This is a genomic window from Pseudomonas sp. Z3-8, assembly GCF_051131975.1.
GTDB lineage: Bacteria > Pseudomonadota > Gammaproteobacteria > Pseudomonadales > Pseudomonadaceae > Aquipseudomonas.
Genome location: NZ_CP071643.1, coordinates 3307318 through 3322497, shown reverse-complemented (window position 1 = coordinate 3322497; position 15180 = coordinate 3307318). Strand labels below are relative to the sequence as shown.

Sequence of the window (15180 nt, the reverse complement as noted above, 5' to 3'; positions counted from 1 at the left end):
CGCTGGCTCAGCTTGAACGATCAAGGAGAACCCCGTGGCGAGGGAGCTTGCTCCCGCTGGGCTGCGCAGCAGCCCCAAAAATCTTGCGGTCGCTGCGCAACCGAGCGGGAGCAAGCTCCCTCGCCACGGGGGGCGTGCAGTTTTAGAGCTTCGGTAACTGCCCGATCCGCCCCATCATCTCGGTCACGACCTGCAGGTCCAGCAGGAACTGCTCGACGGTCTTGAACTCGTTATCGTTGTGCCCGGTGTACTTGACGTCGGGCATGGCCAGGCCGAACTGAACGCCGTTTGGCAGATCATGAACCGAGGTGGCGCCGGCAGACGTGCCGAACTTGTGTTCCATGCCGAGATTTTCGGTGGCAACGGCGAGCAGCGCCTTGACCCACTCACCTTCGGGATTGCGGTACATCGGCTCATCGATGGAGTTTTCGAAGGCCACGGCAACCTTGGATTTCTTCGCCCAGGCCGAAAGTCTGTCGTCAATTTCAGTCTTCAGCGCTTGCGTCGGCTTGCCCACGGGCACCCGCAGGTTGACCGCGAGCTTGAAGGCCTTGTCATCCATCCCGACGTAGGTCAGCGAGGCGGTCAGCGGACCCATGAACGCGTCGGAAAAACCGATGCCGAGTTTTTTCCCCAGGTAATCCAGGCCCCAGTTGTCGGCGGCATAGCGGGCGGCGTCGGTGATGTGATTGTGCTTGAGTCCAACGGTGCCGTTCAGGCCATTGATGAATATCAGCATCCTGGCGACCGGGTTGACGCCTGACTCGGGCTCGGAGGAGTGTGCCGAAACGCCGGTGAAGGTCAGCTTGACTGTGTTATCGACGACCTCGCTGGCCACTTGAAAGTCGCCGCCATTGGCCTTGGCAAAGTCTGAGCCCGCCTTGACCAGGCTGGCAGCCAGCTCGGCGGGCTTGTCCGTGGTAAAGGTTGCCACCGAAGTCGACGGGATCTGGTTGGTCGCCATGCCGCCCGTCAACGCCGTGATCTCGGCACCTTGACCCTGTGCCGCCCGGCGCGGGAAATTCGCCATGACCGTGCCATAGCCTTTCTCGGCAATCACCACCGGGTAGCTGCCGTCCAGCGCCAGGTTGTAGTTCGGGGTCGGGTTACGCTCGAAGTAATAAGGAATGGCGTCGCCGGTGGTTTCCTCGGTGGTATCGACCAGCAGCTTGAAGTCGCGCGCCAGTGGCAGTTTTTCTTCCTTGATGATCTTCATGGCGTAGAGCGCCACGACGATGCCGTTCTTGTCGTCTTCGGTGCCGCGGCCATACATGCGATCACCCACCAAGGTGACCTTGAAGGGATCAAGCTTGGTGCCGTCCTTGAGCACCCAGTTTTCCGGCGTGACCGGCACTACATCGGCATGGGCGTGAATGCCCACTACTTCGTCACCCGAGCCTTCGAGGGATATCTCGTAGACGCGGTTGTCGATGTTGCGAAAGTTCAGGTTGAAGGACTCGGCCAGGCTCTTGATCTTGTCGGCGATCTTGAGAAATTCAGGGTTCTCATGCTGGGCAACGCCGTCCTTGCGATAGGTCGGGATTTCCACCAATTGGCGCAAGGTTTCGGTGGCGGCTTTGCCGTACTTTACCCGGGCGTAGATACCCAGCAGGCGATGAATTTCGTTCTGCTGTTCCGCCGACAGGGTCTTGTTGCCCTGGAAGGCGCTGATGGCCGGGCCGAGGTTGGCGGTTTTTGCCACCTCGCTATTGGCGACGCTTGCGAGGAACTGGCGGAAATCGTTGACCGAGCTATCAGTGAAATTTTTCACCAGGGTCGCGCTCTGTTGCGCGGAAATGTTGGCGTAGGCCGACATCGAGAAAGACGACAGGCTGGACAGGACGAGGGTGGCGATAGCGAGACGCTTGAACGGGAAGTTCATGGTGGGAGGCATTCCTTGGCAGGGAAAAAGTGACGGTATGAAACAATCACTTACAACCTAGCATCATGAATGCGCGATAGGGGAGCCCTTTGAACAGAATCTGTCGCCCGACAAAGCGAAAACGGCGCAGAAATGAAAATCCCTGTGGAATCGAGCGATGAGGCTGCAAATTCAGAATTTCTCCAAGCTGACTCACCGCTTTCGCGAGCAGGCTCGCTCCCACAGGGTGGACAGCCGCCAAAAAGTTGGACTCCAACCAGGGGGCAGGCCGGGAGAAGCTCAAGGCTACTGTGGGAGCGAGCCTGCTCGCGAACAGGACAGCACAGTCAATCGAGATCCATCTGGCTCAATGCGCTCCACGCACAATCGTCTTGAGCAAGTCTTCCGGACTGATATGACCGACCACCGGCTGCGCCGTGCTACCGGGCAACGGCAGGTCAAGGATGTGCCCCTTGATCTTGCCCACCACATGCATCTCGCAGGGTTTGCAGTCGAACTTCAGCGTCAGCACTTCATCACCATGGATCAACTGCATCGGCGCAACCTTGGTGCGTACGCCGGTGACGCCCTTGGCCTGCTTGGGGCAAAGGTTGAAGGAAAACCGCAGGCAGTGCTTGGTGATCATTACCGGGACTTCGCCGGTTTCCTCATGGGCTTCGAACGCCGCGTCGATCAGCTTGACCCCGTGGCGGTGGTAGAAGTCCCGGGCCTTCTGGTTGTAGACGTTGGCCAGGAATGACAAATGCGACTCCGGGTATACCGGCGGCGGCGTAGTCTCGGCCTTGCGTCCGCCCCGTGGGTGCGCCGCGACACGCGCTACGGTCAAAGCTTCGATGACCTCGCGACGCAGGGCCTTGAGCTGGGAGTTGGGAATGAAATAAGCCTGGGGCGCATCCAGTTTGATCGATGTGGCGTGGTATTCGGTGGTGCCCAACTGGCCGAGCAGGTCTTGCAATTGCTCCAGGGCCTGCTCCGGCTTGTTCGCCAGGCCGAAGGGACCGTCCAGGGCGACGCTGGCGCTGATGCCTTCTTCGCTGGTGGCGGTCAACTCCAGGCGTTCCTCGCTCAGACGAGCGACCCAGGCCAGGCCCACGCGGCGCTCGGCAGAGGTCTTGAGCAGTGCTTGCTGCCAGTTGTGATCGAGGTTGCGGCTCAGCGCATGGTTGGGGCGCAACTGGTACAGGCCGGCCGGCATCTCGTTGGGTTCGACGCGGTAGCGGTAGCGCTGCTTGCCGTCCTCGTCGAGGAATTCACCCTTGGGTTCGGCGATGTTGGCCCGGAAGCCGACCACTTCGCGCTTGACCAGCACGTTGAGGCCGTCACCGTTGGACAGCGGATCAAAGGTCACCACTTGCAGGTCGCGCTTGCCGACTTTTTCCACCACGCCCACCGGCACGCCGGTGAACGTCGGGGAGTCGAAGGCGCCGATATCGATCTTGCGCTCGCTGACGAAATAATCGGTGCTGCCACGGTGGAAGGTCTTGTCCGGGTCCGGCACGAAGAAATGCGCGGTGCGGCCGCTGGAGGCGCGGGCCAGGTCCGGACGGTCTTCGAGGACATCGTCGAGGCGCTGGCGATAGTAGGCGGTGATGTTCTTCACATAACCCATGTCCTTGTAGCGACCTTCGATCTTGAACGAGCGCACGCCCGCTTCGACCAGGGCGCGGATGTTCGCGCTCTGGTTGTTGTCCTTCATCGACAACAGGTGTTTTTCATAGGCGACAACCCGGCCCTGGTCATCCTTGAGGGTGTAGGGCAGGCGGCAGGCCTGGGAGCAATCGCCGCGGTTGGCGCTGCGCCCGTTCTGGGCATGGGAAATGTTGCACTGGCCGGAAAACGCCACGCACAGCGCGCCGTGAATGAAGAACTCGATGGCCGCATCGGTCTCGTCGGCAATGGCGCGGATTTCCTGAAGGTTCAGCTCGCGGGCCAATACCAGCTGCGAGAACCCGGCCTGGTCGAGAAACTTTGCCCGGGCCAGGGTGCGGATGTCGGTCTGGGTGCTGGCGTGCAGCTCGATCGGCGGGATGTCCAGCTCCATGACGCCCAGGTCCTGGACGATCAGCGCATCGACGCCGGCGTCGTAGAGCTGATGGATCAACTGGCGGGCCGGCTCCAGCTCGTTGTCGTGCAGGATCGTGTTGATCGTGGTGAACACCCGGGCGTGGTAGCGATGGGCGAATTCCACCAGCCCGGCGATATCGCTCACCTCGTTGCAGGCGTTGTGACGCGCGCCGAAACTCGGGCCACCGATGTACACGGCATCGGCGCCATGCAGAATGGCCTCGCGGGCGATGGTTACGTCGCGGGCGGGGCTGAGCAATTCCAGATGATGTTTAGGCAAGGACATGTTTTTTTAGTCAGGCTGGTCACGGTCGAAGCGCGCATTGTAGCCGCCAGGCGCCGGATCGGCACCTGTGCAGGCCAGTGTTGGCTGAAATCAACCGATATGCGGTCAGGCCTGGGAAGCGCCGGCGCTGCACCAGCGGTTTCGCCCGGTGTTCTTCGCCAGGTACAGGAAGGCGTCGGCGGCCTTGATCAGCATCGCAGGGCTGACGTCCTCGCTGCTCGGCTGGCAGGTGGTGATGCCGGCACTGATCGTCACGATCCCCAGCGGGTGGTCGCCGTGCTCAATGTTCAAGGCCCTGACGGACTCAAGGATTTGCTGCGCCACTTTGGCCGCACCTGCGCTGTCCGTGTTCGGTAGCAGCACGGTGAATTCTTCACCGCCGTAGCGGACGGCCAGGTCTCCCGGTCGCTTGATGGTCTGCCCGATCGCGCCGGCAATTGCCCGCAGGCAATCGTCGCCAGCGGCATGGCCGTATTTGTCGTTGTAGCGTTTGAAGTAGTCGACGTCGAGCATGATCAGGGCCAGGGACGAGCCTTGGCGCTTGGCCAGGCGCAGCTCGTCGGCCAGGGCAATGTCCAGCCGCCGACGATTGCCCAGCCCGGTCAGGCTGTCGGTCAACGCCATGTCACGCATGGCCTGGTGGGCGCTGCGAATCTGCGTTTCCATGGTCATGCGGTAGCGCAACTGGCTCAGGACGATGAGCCCGAAGCCGACCAGGATCGCGATCAGGAATACCAGTACCAGGCCGGTCTTGAGCAGGTCACGACGCCACGGGGCAATGATCGATTCCCGCGACAGGCCGGCTTCCACCACCAGCGGGTAGGTGGTCAGGGCCCGGTAGCCATACAGACGCTCGGTGTCGTCGACGACGGCCCTGGCTTCGGCGACGCCCTGGTTGGAAGTCGGCAGATGCTCCCGGAAGATCACGCTGTTGACGAGGCTCTTGCCGATCACCGCCGCGACGAAAGGCCGGCGGACCAGGATCGTACCGCTGCGCTTGGCCAGGACCAGCGCGCCTTTGCCGTCGATCTTGAAGTCGCCGTAGTAGTCGACGAAATAACTGACCTTGACCGTCCCGAGCATCACCCCGGCGAACGAGCCATCGGGGTTGTTCAAGCGGCGGGAGATGGGGATGATCAGGTCGTTGGTGGATCGGCTCTTGACCACATCGCCAATACGTACGCCTCGATCCTCGTGGGTGCGGTGGTACTGGAAGTAGTCGCGGTCGGCGTTGTTCGCCATTTCCGGAATCACTTCCTTGTCCGTCACCAGCCATTGGCCGTCCGGGCCGTAGATGAACAGTCCGTGCAACTGCGGCATGATCGCGGCCTGCTGCACCAGCAGCCGATGAATGCGCGGGATGTCCATGTTCTGCAGGCCGTCGCCTTCCACGCGTTCGGCGAGGGCGGCGGTGACCACGTCCACTTGTCGGATGGTGTCTTCGGCGTGTTGGGCCGTCGCCCGCGCCAGGTTCGTCACCGAATCGCGGGCAGACGCAAAAGCCGCCCGATAGTCTCGCCAGGTGCGCCAGCCTTCGACCGCGAGGAAAGCCACGATTACCACGAGCATGAAACTCACGGTCAGCCGAAATGCAGCCCCGGCCCGCACAGCTTGCGGGGAAAAGGCTTGATCGGGGCTTTCAATCCCGGGCTCCGGCCGTTTGCGTCCGAGCATTGATATATCCTTCTACACGACAGGGCTTGGCGCTTCAGCGCGCAGCCTATCCTATTCGATTTCAGCACGTTAGCTAACTGCGACGAGGCAGCTACAGCTGACGACACACCGTAGGGGAGGAAGGTTTCATGAAAGTGGGCGTGATTTCAGATACCCATGGCCTGCTGCGCCCCGAAGCAATGGCCGCGCTGCAAGGCTGCGAGCGGATTATTCATGCCGGTGATATCGGCAGCCCGGAGATCCTCGAGACGTTGGCCGCCATTGGCGAGCTGCACGTAGTGCGGGGCAACAACGACCTCGGCGCCGATTGGGCAGGGAATATCGCCGACAGCCTGCAATTCGAACTCGGCGGGTGGCAGGTGCTGTTGGTCCATGACATCGCCGATGTGCCGGCGCTGCTTGATGCCGATGTGAGGCTGGTGATCACCGGCCATTCGCACAAGCCCTTGATCGAATGGCGCGGCGAGCGGCTTTACCTCAACCCTGGCAGCGCCGGCCGGCGGCGGTTCAAGCTGCCGGTGACGCTGGCGTTGCTGGAGGTAAGCGAACAGGCGATCGAGCCGCGTATCGTGCCGTTGCTCGCCTGATCGGCACGGACTACTTGAAGTACTTGTCCACGTACGCCTGGATTTCCTGGCGCATGAACCGCCCCGAGTCATCCGCGCGTTCTTCCCAGCCGAACACGCACGCTGTAACGATGCCGTCGAAGCCGGTCTTGGCCAACTCGCCGAAGAACAGGTCCCAGTCGATCTCGCCCTGGTGCATGTCCATGTGCTGGTGCACGGTCACTTTCGCCCCGGGTGGGTTGACGATGTAGCGCAGCCCCGACGAAGCCTTGTGGTTGTAGGTATCAGCGATGTGCACATGGGCGATCATCGATCCGGCTTCGGCGATCATGGCTTTCATGTCGTCGCCGAAATAGAACGTGTGCGGCGTGCAATAGAGGAACTTGACGTTGTTCGAGCCGAGGGTCTTGAGCATGTCCAGGGCCGGTTGCAGCGTCTCGCACCAGTCTTCCGGATGAGGCTCGACGTTCAATGTGACCCCCTCCGATTCCAGGATCGGCACCAATTCTTCCATGGAGCGCCACCAGGCCGCTTCGCTGGACTCATGGCTGTGTACGCCGCCGCAGCAACTGACCTTGTGCCCGCGATCCGGCGACGGTCCGCGCCCGAACTCCGAGTTCATCGTCGTGCACCCCATCTCCACGGCGACCTGGATCGCTTCCTTCCAGTAGTTCACTGCGGCCCGGCGCTCATCCTCGTGGGGGCTGGCCCAGCGGTACATCGGCAGCAGCGAAGCCAGTTGCAGATCATGGTCGCGCAAGGCTTTCTTGAATTCGGCGATGCGCTCCTTGTGGGCGCGTGGGCGGACCCACCACGGCAGGAAGTCTTCCCGGGGCGACAGTTCAAGGTATTCGAAGCCGAGCTCGGCGGTCTTGCGACACAGCTCCGGCAGGCTCAGGTGACGGTGCATGTAGGGATCGAGGGCGATTTTCATTGTTGTTCTCCATGAGATAAAACCGGTTGCCCGTGGCGAGGGAGCTTGCTCCCGCTGGGCTGCGCAGCGGCCCCTTTTTTTTGCGATTGCTGCGCAATCGAGCGGGAGCAAGCTCCCTCGCCACGGGGGGTTAATAGGCGACCCAGGCTGAATCCTGGTTGGCTGATTCCACGCAGCGTTCGACCCAGCGCACGCCGTCCACGCCGGCGTCGATGCCGGGGTAGCGCAGGGCGGCGAGCGCCTCGGCGTCGCCACGTTCGGCGGCGTCCATGGCCAGGGCGAACCGCCGATAAAGGTTCGACCAGGCCTCGAACAACCCTTCGGGATGGCCACCGCCGATACGGTCATCCAGCAGGGCATCGGGGTGCAGGTAGCCCATGCCGCGCTCCAGGGTTTGCACGGGTTGGCCCTGGATCTCGAAGCTGAGCTGGTTGGGGCGCTCATCCCACCATTCCAGGCTTGCCCGCGAGCCGATCACGCGAATCTTCTGGCCGTGCATGGAGCCGGCATTAACCGCACTCGACCAGACCATGCCCATGGCGCCGCCTTCGTATTCCATCAAGGTGTAGGCGTTGTCTTCCAGCGGCGCGCGGCTGGCGACGAAGCTTTGCCGGCTGCACATCAGGCGCTTGATCCTGAGCTCGGGCAGCATCACCTTCGCCAGGTACAGCGGATGAGTGCCGACATCCCCCAGCACATAGCTGGGCCCGGCCTGGCGCGGGTCGACGCGCCATTGGGTCGCCGGGTTCTGCGCCTCCACCGGTGCGCTGTGAAAACCGTGGGCGAACTGCATGTGCACCATGCGAATTTCACCCAGCTCCTGTGCGGCGATCAGCGCCCGGGCCTGTTCGATCAACTGGTGCCCGGCGTATCCATAGGTGAGGCCGACGATGCGTCCTCTGGATCGCGCCAGGGTTCGCAACGCTTCGGCCTCTTCCAGGGTAAAGCACAGCGGTTTCTCGCAGACCACATGCAAACCGGCTTCAAGTGCGGCGCGGGTGATGGCGTAATGGGTGCCATTGGGTGTGGCGATCGATACCGCCTGGATGCCATCGGGCCGTTGCGCCTCAAGTTCGAACAGGCTCAGGTAGTCGGCGTAGCAGCGCGCTGGGTCGATGCCCAACTGTTCGCCAAAGGCCCGGCCACGGTCGGGATCGATGTCCAGCGCGGCGGCAACCAGCTCGAAGTGGCGATCGCGCAGGGCGGCCGAGCGGTGGATGTAGCCGATCTGGCTGTGCTCGCCGCCGCCGACCATGGCCCAGCGGATAGGCCGTGCAAGGGTTTTGCTGCCGTTGATCATGAGAAAAGTCCTTATGCGGGTCAGAAGCCGATGTTGGCGAGGTAGGCGCGACTGGCTGCCACGTCGTCCAGGCTGGCCGCGGCGTCGCGCGGGTCGCGTTCCTGTTCGACGGTGATGCAGCCGTGGTAACCCAGCTCCTGCACCAGGCTGTGCAACGCCGGGTAATCGATGACACCACGCCCGATGGGGCACATCACGCCACGGGCGCAGGCGGCAAAAAAACGGATGTGTTCGTTCAGCACCTGATCGAAAACCGTCGGGTCGATATCCTTGAAGTGCAGGTAGTCCAGGCGATGGGCGTAGGTGCGCAGCGATGCGACCGGGTCCATCCCTGCGTAATAGAGATGACCGGTGTCCAGGCACAGCCCGGCGACTTCATGGGGAATGTCATCCACCAGGCGCGCCAGTTCATCGGCAAATTCGATATGGCCGCCAGCGTGAGGATGGATGACGGCACGGATGCCGTAGGTGTGCCAGGCGATCTCGGCGATGGCGCGAATGTGCGTCATCATTGCGCTCCAGCGGGCATCGTCCAGGCGGGGCGCGCGGTCCGAGTGGCCGGCGGCGTAGTCGCGCGCGTCGTGGCCCCAATCGATGATCACCAGGTAGGGACCGGCAAAGCGCTGGCCCGCTTGCTGCTTTATCGGCGGCAATTGTTTGAGCAGCGTGCAGATGCCATGGGTCTGGCGCAGCAGTTCGGGCAGGTTGGCCGGGCTCACCACGTCATCGAAAATCGTTCCCGCGACCACTTGCAAGCCAGTCTTGGACAAGGCTGGTTCGAGGATGCCGGTGTCCAGCGGCAGAAATCCGTAGGGCCCAAGCTCGATACCGCGATAACCGGCCTCGGCGGCCTCGTCGAGCACGCGTTGCCATGGCGGCAGGAACGGGTTGTTGACGTCGTCGACGCCCCAGCAGCAAGGCGCGGTGCAGATGTGGATCGTCATGGAGCACTCCGGCGACATTGTTTTTATTGGCTTGGTCCTGATGCTATTGGGTTGCCGGAAGGGCGGCCATGGGGGCGTGGCTTAATCTGTCAAAACCCCTCATGATGCCGGGAAGAGGTGTCAAGACATGTCAGAAAATCCACGGCGCAAACTGCGTCCCACTATGGCCGATGTCGCTCGCGAAGCCGGGGTCAGCCTGTCTACCGTCGACCGGGTGCTGAACCTGCGTGCCGATGTGCGGGCCGATACCGCCCAGCGCATCGCCACCGCCGCCGCACGACTGGGCTTCCATGCCAAGGGCGTGATCGAGCAGCGTGTGCTCAACGACCGTCCCACGTTGCGTCTGGGGTTCTTGTTGCAAAAAAGCGGCGTGCCCTTTTACCAGGGGCTGGCTCACGCGCTGTCAAACGCCGCCGCGATTTGCACCCGCGCGAGGATTCGCGTGGTCATCGGTTATCTCGACGATCTCGACCCGGTCAACGTGGCGCAACGCATCCTGGCGCTGCGCGATCAGGTGGACGGCCTGGGGGTGGTGGCAGTCGACCATCCTCGGGTACGCGAGGCCGTTGGCCAACTGCGCGAGACGGGCATTGCGGTGGTTGCGCTGCTGTCGGAATTGTCGAGTACCGCCGGCACCGGTTATGCCGGTCTCGACAATCGCCTCACCGGCCGTACGGCGGGCTGGTTCATCAGCCGCCTCGCCAGGCAGCCCGGGCCGGCGGTGGTCATGCTCAGCAGCCAGCGCTTCCAGTGCCAGGAACTCTGCGAGCTGAGCTTTCGCAGCTATCTGGTGGAGCATTCCAGCGAATGGGAACTGCTAGCCTCGCGCCTGACCCTGGAAGACGATGAATTCGCCTATGGCAACACCCTCGACTTGCTCACGGCTGAGCCCGATCTGGCGGGGCTTTATGTGGCGGGCGGCGGCATTGCCGGAGTGCTGCGGGCTTTGCGCAGCTTCCAGGCACAGCAACAGCGCCTGCCCGTCGTGGTGTGTCATGACCTCACGCCGCTCACGCGCGAAGCGTTGAAAACCGGCTTGGTCCAGGCAGTGTTGTCCCACCCGGTGGTGACGCTGGCCGAACAGGCTGTCGATGCCTTGGTCGAGGCCGCAACGACCGCGCCGACAGGGCCGGTGACCAGGAGAGTGGTTCCGCTTCAGGTTGATGTGCAGGAAAGCGTTTAGCGAAGCGTCCTGCAATTTTTATACAGTATCTGTACAAGTTGTGCATTTTGTACAATTATCGGAGACCTCTGAGAATCCGGAAATTCGTCAATGCACAGCTTTTTCGCAGCCGACAGAGGGCTGCTCGCTATCGTAAGTCTCGCCTTGGCGTTGTTCTGGCTTGATCCTCGTACCCGTGAACCCGAACTGCGTCAGCGTTTGCTCGGGCTTGATCCAACCCGCGCCAGGAGCAGTACGCCATGACCCTGAAGGATCTGGTTGCGCTGGCTGTGGAGGGGCGAGTCGTCGGGCTGGAGCTGTTGTCGCTGGAGGGCGGCATCTACCTGCTGCGAGCTCAGTTGGATGGACAAACACGCACATTGCTCGATGAGTCGGGGCGTACGTTGCGTGTGCGCTCCGCTACCCATTTGCGCGAGCTGCTGCGTGAAGTTCCGCGCTTGCCTTGCATGCTGGTGCAGCAGGTCGTCCACGATGAAATGTGCGGCCAGCGTGAAGAGCCGATCACGCCGTTACGGTTGCCGATTTTCCTCGATGAGCCTTGGTAAACCGCCGCACCGGATCAGCGCGGGTCGGCCAGACGCACGGCCAATGGCAGCCACATCGCCCATAACGGTGCCAGGATCAACGCGGTGCCGGTTACGCCCAGCGGCAGCGTCACGCCAGCCAGCGGAGCGCCGGCACAATAGGCGAGAGGGCCACCAAACATGCCGGCCAGGGCGCCACGCCATACGGGACTGCTTGCCCAGGCCAGGCTATGCCGTAAACCCGTGGCGAAGACCAGCCAGAGCAGGGCCAGCCACAAGGGCAAGGGACTCTCGTTGAACCCGAACAGGCCCAGGGCGCCGAGGCTCCCATCCAACAGCATCCCGCTCGCCCCGACACGCAACAGCGCCTGGCACTCGCTTTTCGGATCGGGACACAACCCCAGGTGGACGCCTAACCCGGCGACGACCGCCAGCAGCCATGCGGGCTGTTGCGCACCCAATACACAGCCCCACCAGCCCAATTGCAGCCAGAGCGCATTGCCTATCAGCCAGCTGCGGCTCTTCATCCTTGCAGGTGTTCCTGCAAGGGCACCGGGCGAGCCGCTGGCGCAGCGAACAGCAGTTGCGCGACACCGATCGCACGCTCCTGGAATCCGCCTTCGCAGTAGCACAGGTAGAACTCCCACAGGCGCTGGAACGTCTCGTCGTAACCCAGCTCCAGCAAGGCCTGGCGCGATTGCCGGAAGTTGTCGTGCCAGTGCCGTAGCGTGCGCGCGTAGTGCTCGCCGAAGTCCTCCAGGTGCAACAGGTTGAGCGGCGTTTGGGAGCTGGCGGTCTGCAATAACACCGACAGCGAAGGCAACGCGCCCCCTGGAAAAATGTGGCGCTGGATGAAATCCACCGAGCGGCGGGCCTGCTCGTAGCGTTGGTCACGGATGGTGATGGCTTGCAACAGCATCAACCCGTCGTCCTTGAGTAGCGCGGCGCAGCAGCGGAAGTATTCGGGCAGGTAGCGATGGCCGACCGCTTCGATCATTTCGATCGACACCAGTTTGTCGAAGCGTCCCTCCAGGTCGCGGTAGTCCTTGCGCAGCACTTCGATGCGCTGTTGCAGGCCGAGCGCCTCGACACGTTGGCACGTGTGCGCGTACTGCTCCTCGGAAAGCGTCGTGGTGGTGACCCGACAGCCGTAGTGGGTGGCGGCATGGATAGCCAGGCTGCCCCAACCGGTGCCGATCTCCAACAGATGGTCACCTGGGCGCAGGTCGAGCTTGCGACAAATGCGTTGGAGTTTGTTGATCTGCGCCTGTTCGAGGCTCTGGTCGGGATTTTCGAACATGGCCGCCGAATACATCATGGTCGGGTCGAGCAAGCGTTCGAACAGGCTGTTGCCCAGGTCGTAGTGGGCCATGATGTTGCGCCGCGAGCCTTTGCGACTGTTGCGGTTGAGCCAGTGCAATCCGCGCAGCAACGGCCGCCCCAGGCGAGCGAGGCCGCTGTCCATCGCGTCGAGCACGCTGAGATTGGCGACGAACAGGCGAGTGACGGCAGTCAGGTCATTGCTGCGCCAGTAACCTTGAATGTAAGCCTCGGCGGCACCGATCGAACCGTTGCCGGCGACCATGCCCCAAACGGCGTTGTCGAGTATCTCGATGTCGGCCACCAATGGGCTGGTCGCGTCGCCGAAGCTCAGGGGCTCGCCCTCCAGCATCAGGCGCAGGTGGCCATGACGCAAACGGCGCAGTTGCGCGAGTACGGCCTGTTTGAACAGACCGCCGTTCAATGGGCAGGTACCGCCCGCCTTAGTGACGCTCAGGGTGGGTTCGGACATCGTCAGGATCCTCATGGACAGGTTCGCCGACACTCAGGTCGCCATGGCTGGCCTGGTGGTCGTGCAGGGGCGTGCGTTTGAAAAGCAGGCGCAGCGCCTGCCAGTAAATGGCGCTAACGGTGCGCAGGCTCATCCACGGGAAGGCCAGGAAATAACGACGCAATGCCGGTGCGTCCAGGGGCGCACGTTGCAAGGCAAGGTCGGCCTCGAACACCTTGTGGCCGGCACGCCAGTTCTCCATGCGTACGCGGATGCGGGTGTCCTGGATCAAAAAGCGCATGCGGTAATCCATGTCCCGTGGCAGGAAGGGTGAGACATGGAATGCCTTGGCGACCTGGAACGCATGGGGCTCGCCAGGGCTTGCCGGCAACACATAATGGTGGCGCTCGCGCCAGGGGGTGTTGCGCACTTCGCAGAGAATTGCCGCCAGGCGCCCGTCGGCTTCGTGGCAGAAATAGAAACTCACCGGGTTGAACGACAGGCCCCAACTGCGCGGTTGGGTCAGTAGGTGGATCGCGCCTTGGGGAGCTGATCCCAGAGCCTGCTCGACGATCGTCCGCACCGCTTGGATCAGCGGAATACCTTCACGGGTCAGGGCCGGCAGGTAATCACGTTCACGCCAGCACAACGGGGCCATGCGCCACGGGCGCAGCAAGCGCGACAGGCCGAGCACCTGTTCCTGCTCGGCGAGGTCCAGGTAAAGCATGCCGATCGGGTAGCGAAACGCGTGCACCCGTGGCGTCTGGCGCCGGTGGCCGATCCAGCCGTGACACAGGCTGCTGTTCAAAGGGTTTCTCCGAAATGCCGCGCCACGGCAAGCGCGCTGACCACGCCATCCTCATGAAAACCGTTGGCCCAGTAGGCACCGCAGAAGTAGCTGTGCTGGCGTCCTTGCAGATCGCCCTGGCGTGCCTGTGCGGCCACGCCGGCGAGGCTGTATTGGGGATGGGCGTAGTCGAAGCGCGCGAGTACCTGGGTCGGTTCCACCGACTCGCTTTGGTTGAGGCTCACGCAAAACGTCACGGGGGCATCCAGGCCCTGGAGGATGTTCATGTTGTAGGTCAGCGCGGCCGGCGCCTCGGGCGGGCCGCCAAGCCGATAGTTCCAGCTCGCCCAAGCCTTCCGGCGCTGCGGCAACAGGCGGGTATCGGTATGCAGCAGCACCTCGTTGCGGGCGTAGGCCAGCGCACCGAGCACCTCGGCTTCAGCGACGCTGGGCGTTTCCAGCAAAGCCAGGGCCTGGTCGCTGTGGCAGGCGAATACCACCTTGTCGAACCGCTCGATACCACGGCGGCTGTGCACGGTGATCCCATCGGCGTCGCGGCTTACCCGGCGCACCGGGCAATCGAGGTGGATATGCTCGCGAAAACCCGCGCACAACGGCTCGATATAGCCGCGCGATCCGCCTTCGATCACCCGCCATTGCGGACGCTGATCAACCGACAGCAGGCCGTGGTTGTGACAGAAACGCAGGAAAAACTGCAGCGGGAATTCCATCATCCCAGCCGGTGACATCGACCAGATCGCCGACCCCATGGGTAGGATGTATTGCTCGATGAAACGTCGGCCGTAACCTTGCGCGTGCAGGTAATCTCCCAGCCGGGTCGAGGCATCGATGCGCTGCGCCAGCAGGTCTGCGGTCGCCTGCCGGTTGAACCTGAGGATATCCAGGAGCATGCCCCAGAACCCCGGCGACAGCAGGTTGCGTCGTTGGGCAAACAGGCTGCCCAGGGTGTGGCCCTTGTATTCCAGGCCGCTGGCCGGGTCGTGCACCGAAAAGCTCATCTCCGTCGGGCGCGAAGCCACGCCCAACTGGTCCATCAGGCGAATGAAGTTGGGGTAGGTCCAGTCGTTGTACACGATGAAGCCGGTGTCCACGCCGTAGCGTTGGCCTGCCCATTCGACATCCACCGTATGGGTATGCCCGCCGATCCGGTTGTCGGCTTCGAACAGGCTGACCTGATGCTGGCGAGACAACAGATAGGCGCAGGTGAGGCCCGAGATACCGCTGCCGATAATTGCGATGCGCAT

Annotated in this window: 13 protein-coding genes; 3 read left to right on the top strand and 10 right to left on the bottom strand. The window is 62.7% G+C overall.

The window, feature by feature from the left end; genetic code table 11:
- Positions 1 to 142: 142 nt before the first annotated feature.
- The 3 genes from J3P94_RS15160 to J3P94_RS15150 form a co-directional block, all read right to left on the bottom strand.
- Positions 143 to 1882: a dipeptidase gene (locus J3P94_RS15160; protein ID WP_434568610.1), complete on the bottom strand. Its 1740-nt coding sequence runs from the start codon at positions 1880 to 1882 to the stop codon at positions 143 to 145.
- 346 nt (positions 1883 to 2228) lie between these two features.
- Positions 2229 to 4232, bottom strand: a complete 2004-nt coding sequence (locus J3P94_RS15155; RefSeq protein WP_434568609.1) for a peptidase U32 family protein — start codon at positions 4230 to 4232, stop codon at positions 2229 to 2231.
- Between the two features lie 105 nt (positions 4233 to 4337).
- On the bottom strand, positions 4338 to 5906 hold the full coding sequence (locus tag J3P94_RS15150; protein WP_434568608.1) for a sensor domain-containing diguanylate cyclase: 1569 nt from the start codon (positions 5904 to 5906) through the stop codon (positions 4338 to 4340).
- 128 nt (positions 5907 to 6034) lie between these two features.
- On the opposite strand from J3P94_RS15150, the gene J3P94_RS15145 reads away from it, so the two are divergent.
- Positions 6035 to 6493 carry a metallophosphoesterase family protein gene (locus tag J3P94_RS15145; RefSeq protein WP_434568607.1) on the top strand — a complete coding sequence of 153 codons (459 nt, stop codon included), beginning with the start codon at positions 6035 to 6037 and terminating at the stop codon, positions 6491 to 6493.
- Positions 6494 to 6503: 10 nt separating this feature from the next.
- On the opposite strand, the gene J3P94_RS15140 is transcribed toward J3P94_RS15145, so the two are convergent.
- The 3 genes from J3P94_RS15140 to J3P94_RS15130 all read right to left on the bottom strand — a co-directional run bounded on the left by J3P94_RS15140 (position 6504) and on the right by J3P94_RS15130 (position 9650).
- Complete coding sequence (locus tag J3P94_RS15140; protein ID WP_434568606.1) at positions 6504 to 7406, bottom strand: sugar phosphate isomerase/epimerase family protein; 903 nt, start codon at positions 7404 to 7406, stop codon at positions 6504 to 6506.
- Positions 7407 to 7536: 130 nt separating this feature from the next.
- Positions 7537 to 8706, bottom strand: a complete 1170-nt coding sequence (locus J3P94_RS15135; protein WP_434568605.1) for a Gfo/Idh/MocA family protein — start codon at positions 8704 to 8706, stop codon at positions 7537 to 7539.
- Between the two features lie 20 nt (positions 8707 to 8726).
- Positions 8727 to 9650 carry a TIM barrel protein gene (locus J3P94_RS15130; protein ID WP_434568604.1) on the bottom strand — a complete coding sequence of 308 codons (924 nt, stop codon included), beginning with the start codon at positions 9648 to 9650 and terminating at the stop codon, positions 8727 to 8729.
- A gap of 127 nt (positions 9651 to 9777) precedes the next feature.
- Here J3P94_RS15130 and J3P94_RS15125 point away from each other — a divergent pair, with 127 nt between their 5' ends.
- Both J3P94_RS15125 and J3P94_RS15120 read left to right on the top strand, forming a co-directional pair.
- Positions 9778 to 10833, top strand: coding sequence for a LacI family DNA-binding transcriptional regulator (locus J3P94_RS15125; protein WP_434568603.1), 1056 nt, complete (start codon positions 9778 to 9780; stop codon positions 10831 to 10833).
- A gap of 239 nt (positions 10834 to 11072) precedes the next feature.
- Positions 11073 to 11378, top strand: a complete 306-nt coding sequence (locus J3P94_RS15120; protein WP_434568602.1) for a DUF6482 family protein — start codon at positions 11073 to 11075, stop codon at positions 11376 to 11378.
- A gap of 14 nt (positions 11379 to 11392) precedes the next feature.
- On the opposite strand, the gene J3P94_RS15115 is transcribed toward J3P94_RS15120, so the two are convergent.
- From J3P94_RS15115 to J3P94_RS15100, 4 genes are read right to left on the bottom strand one after another with little or no spacing between them, the layout of a single operon-like run.
- Positions 11393 to 11884: a DUF2878 domain-containing protein gene (locus tag J3P94_RS15115; RefSeq protein ID WP_434568601.1), complete on the bottom strand. Its 492-nt coding sequence runs from the start codon at positions 11882 to 11884 to the stop codon at positions 11393 to 11395.
- Complete coding sequence (locus tag J3P94_RS15110; protein ID WP_434568600.1) at positions 11881 to 13149, bottom strand: class I SAM-dependent methyltransferase; 1269 nt, start codon at positions 13147 to 13149, stop codon at positions 11881 to 11883. Before J3P94_RS15110 ends, J3P94_RS15115 begins: the two co-directional genes overlap by 4 nt.
- Positions 13121 to 13936 (bottom strand): DUF1365 domain-containing protein, encoded by an 816-nt coding sequence (locus tag J3P94_RS15105; RefSeq protein WP_434568599.1) that lies wholly within the window; start codon positions 13934 to 13936, stop codon positions 13121 to 13123. Before J3P94_RS15105 ends, J3P94_RS15110 begins: the two co-directional genes overlap by 29 nt.
- Positions 13933 to 15180 (bottom strand): NAD(P)/FAD-dependent oxidoreductase, encoded by a 1248-nt coding sequence (locus J3P94_RS15100; RefSeq protein WP_434568598.1) that lies wholly within the window; start codon positions 15178 to 15180, stop codon positions 13933 to 13935. Before J3P94_RS15100 ends, J3P94_RS15105 begins: the two co-directional genes overlap by 4 nt.

Coding starts and splice junctions, on each gene's coding strand:
- J3P94_RS15115 (WP_434568601.1), bottom strand. CDS start 11,884: ATGAAGAGCCGCAGCTGGCTGATAGGCAATGCGCTCTGGCTGCAATTG.
- J3P94_RS15125 (WP_434568603.1), top strand. CDS start 9,778: ATGTCAGAAAATCCACGGCGCAAACTGCGTCCCACTATGGCCGATGTC.
- J3P94_RS15155 (WP_434568609.1), bottom strand. CDS start 4,232: ATGTCCTTGCCTAAACATCATCTGGAATTGCTCAGCCCCGCCCGCGAC.
- J3P94_RS15135 (WP_434568605.1), bottom strand. CDS start 8,706: ATGATCAACGGCAGCAAAACCCTTGCACGGCCTATCCGCTGGGCCATG.
- J3P94_RS15145 (WP_434568607.1), top strand. CDS start 6,035: ATGAAAGTGGGCGTGATTTCAGATACCCATGGCCTGCTGCGCCCCGAA.
- J3P94_RS15120 (WP_434568602.1), top strand. CDS start 11,073: ATGACCCTGAAGGATCTGGTTGCGCTGGCTGTGGAGGGGCGAGTCGTC.
- J3P94_RS15130 (WP_434568604.1), bottom strand. CDS start 9,650: ATGACGATCCACATCTGCACCGCGCCTTGCTGCTGGGGCGTCGACGAC.
- J3P94_RS15110 (WP_434568600.1), bottom strand. CDS start 13,149: ATGTCCGAACCCACCCTGAGCGTCACTAAGGCGGGCGGTACCTGCCCA.
- J3P94_RS15160 (WP_434568610.1), bottom strand. CDS start 1,882: ATGAACTTCCCGTTCAAGCGTCTCGCTATCGCCACCCTCGTCCTGTCC.
- J3P94_RS15140 (WP_434568606.1), bottom strand. CDS start 7,406: ATGAAAATCGCCCTCGATCCCTACATGCACCGTCACCTGAGCCTGCCG.
- J3P94_RS15100 (WP_434568598.1), bottom strand. CDS start 15,180: ATGCGCATCGCAATTATCGGCAGCGGTATCTCGGGCCTCACCTGCGCC.
- J3P94_RS15150 (WP_434568608.1), bottom strand. CDS start 5,906: ATGCTCGGACGCAAACGGCCGGAGCCCGGGATTGAAAGCCCCGATCAA.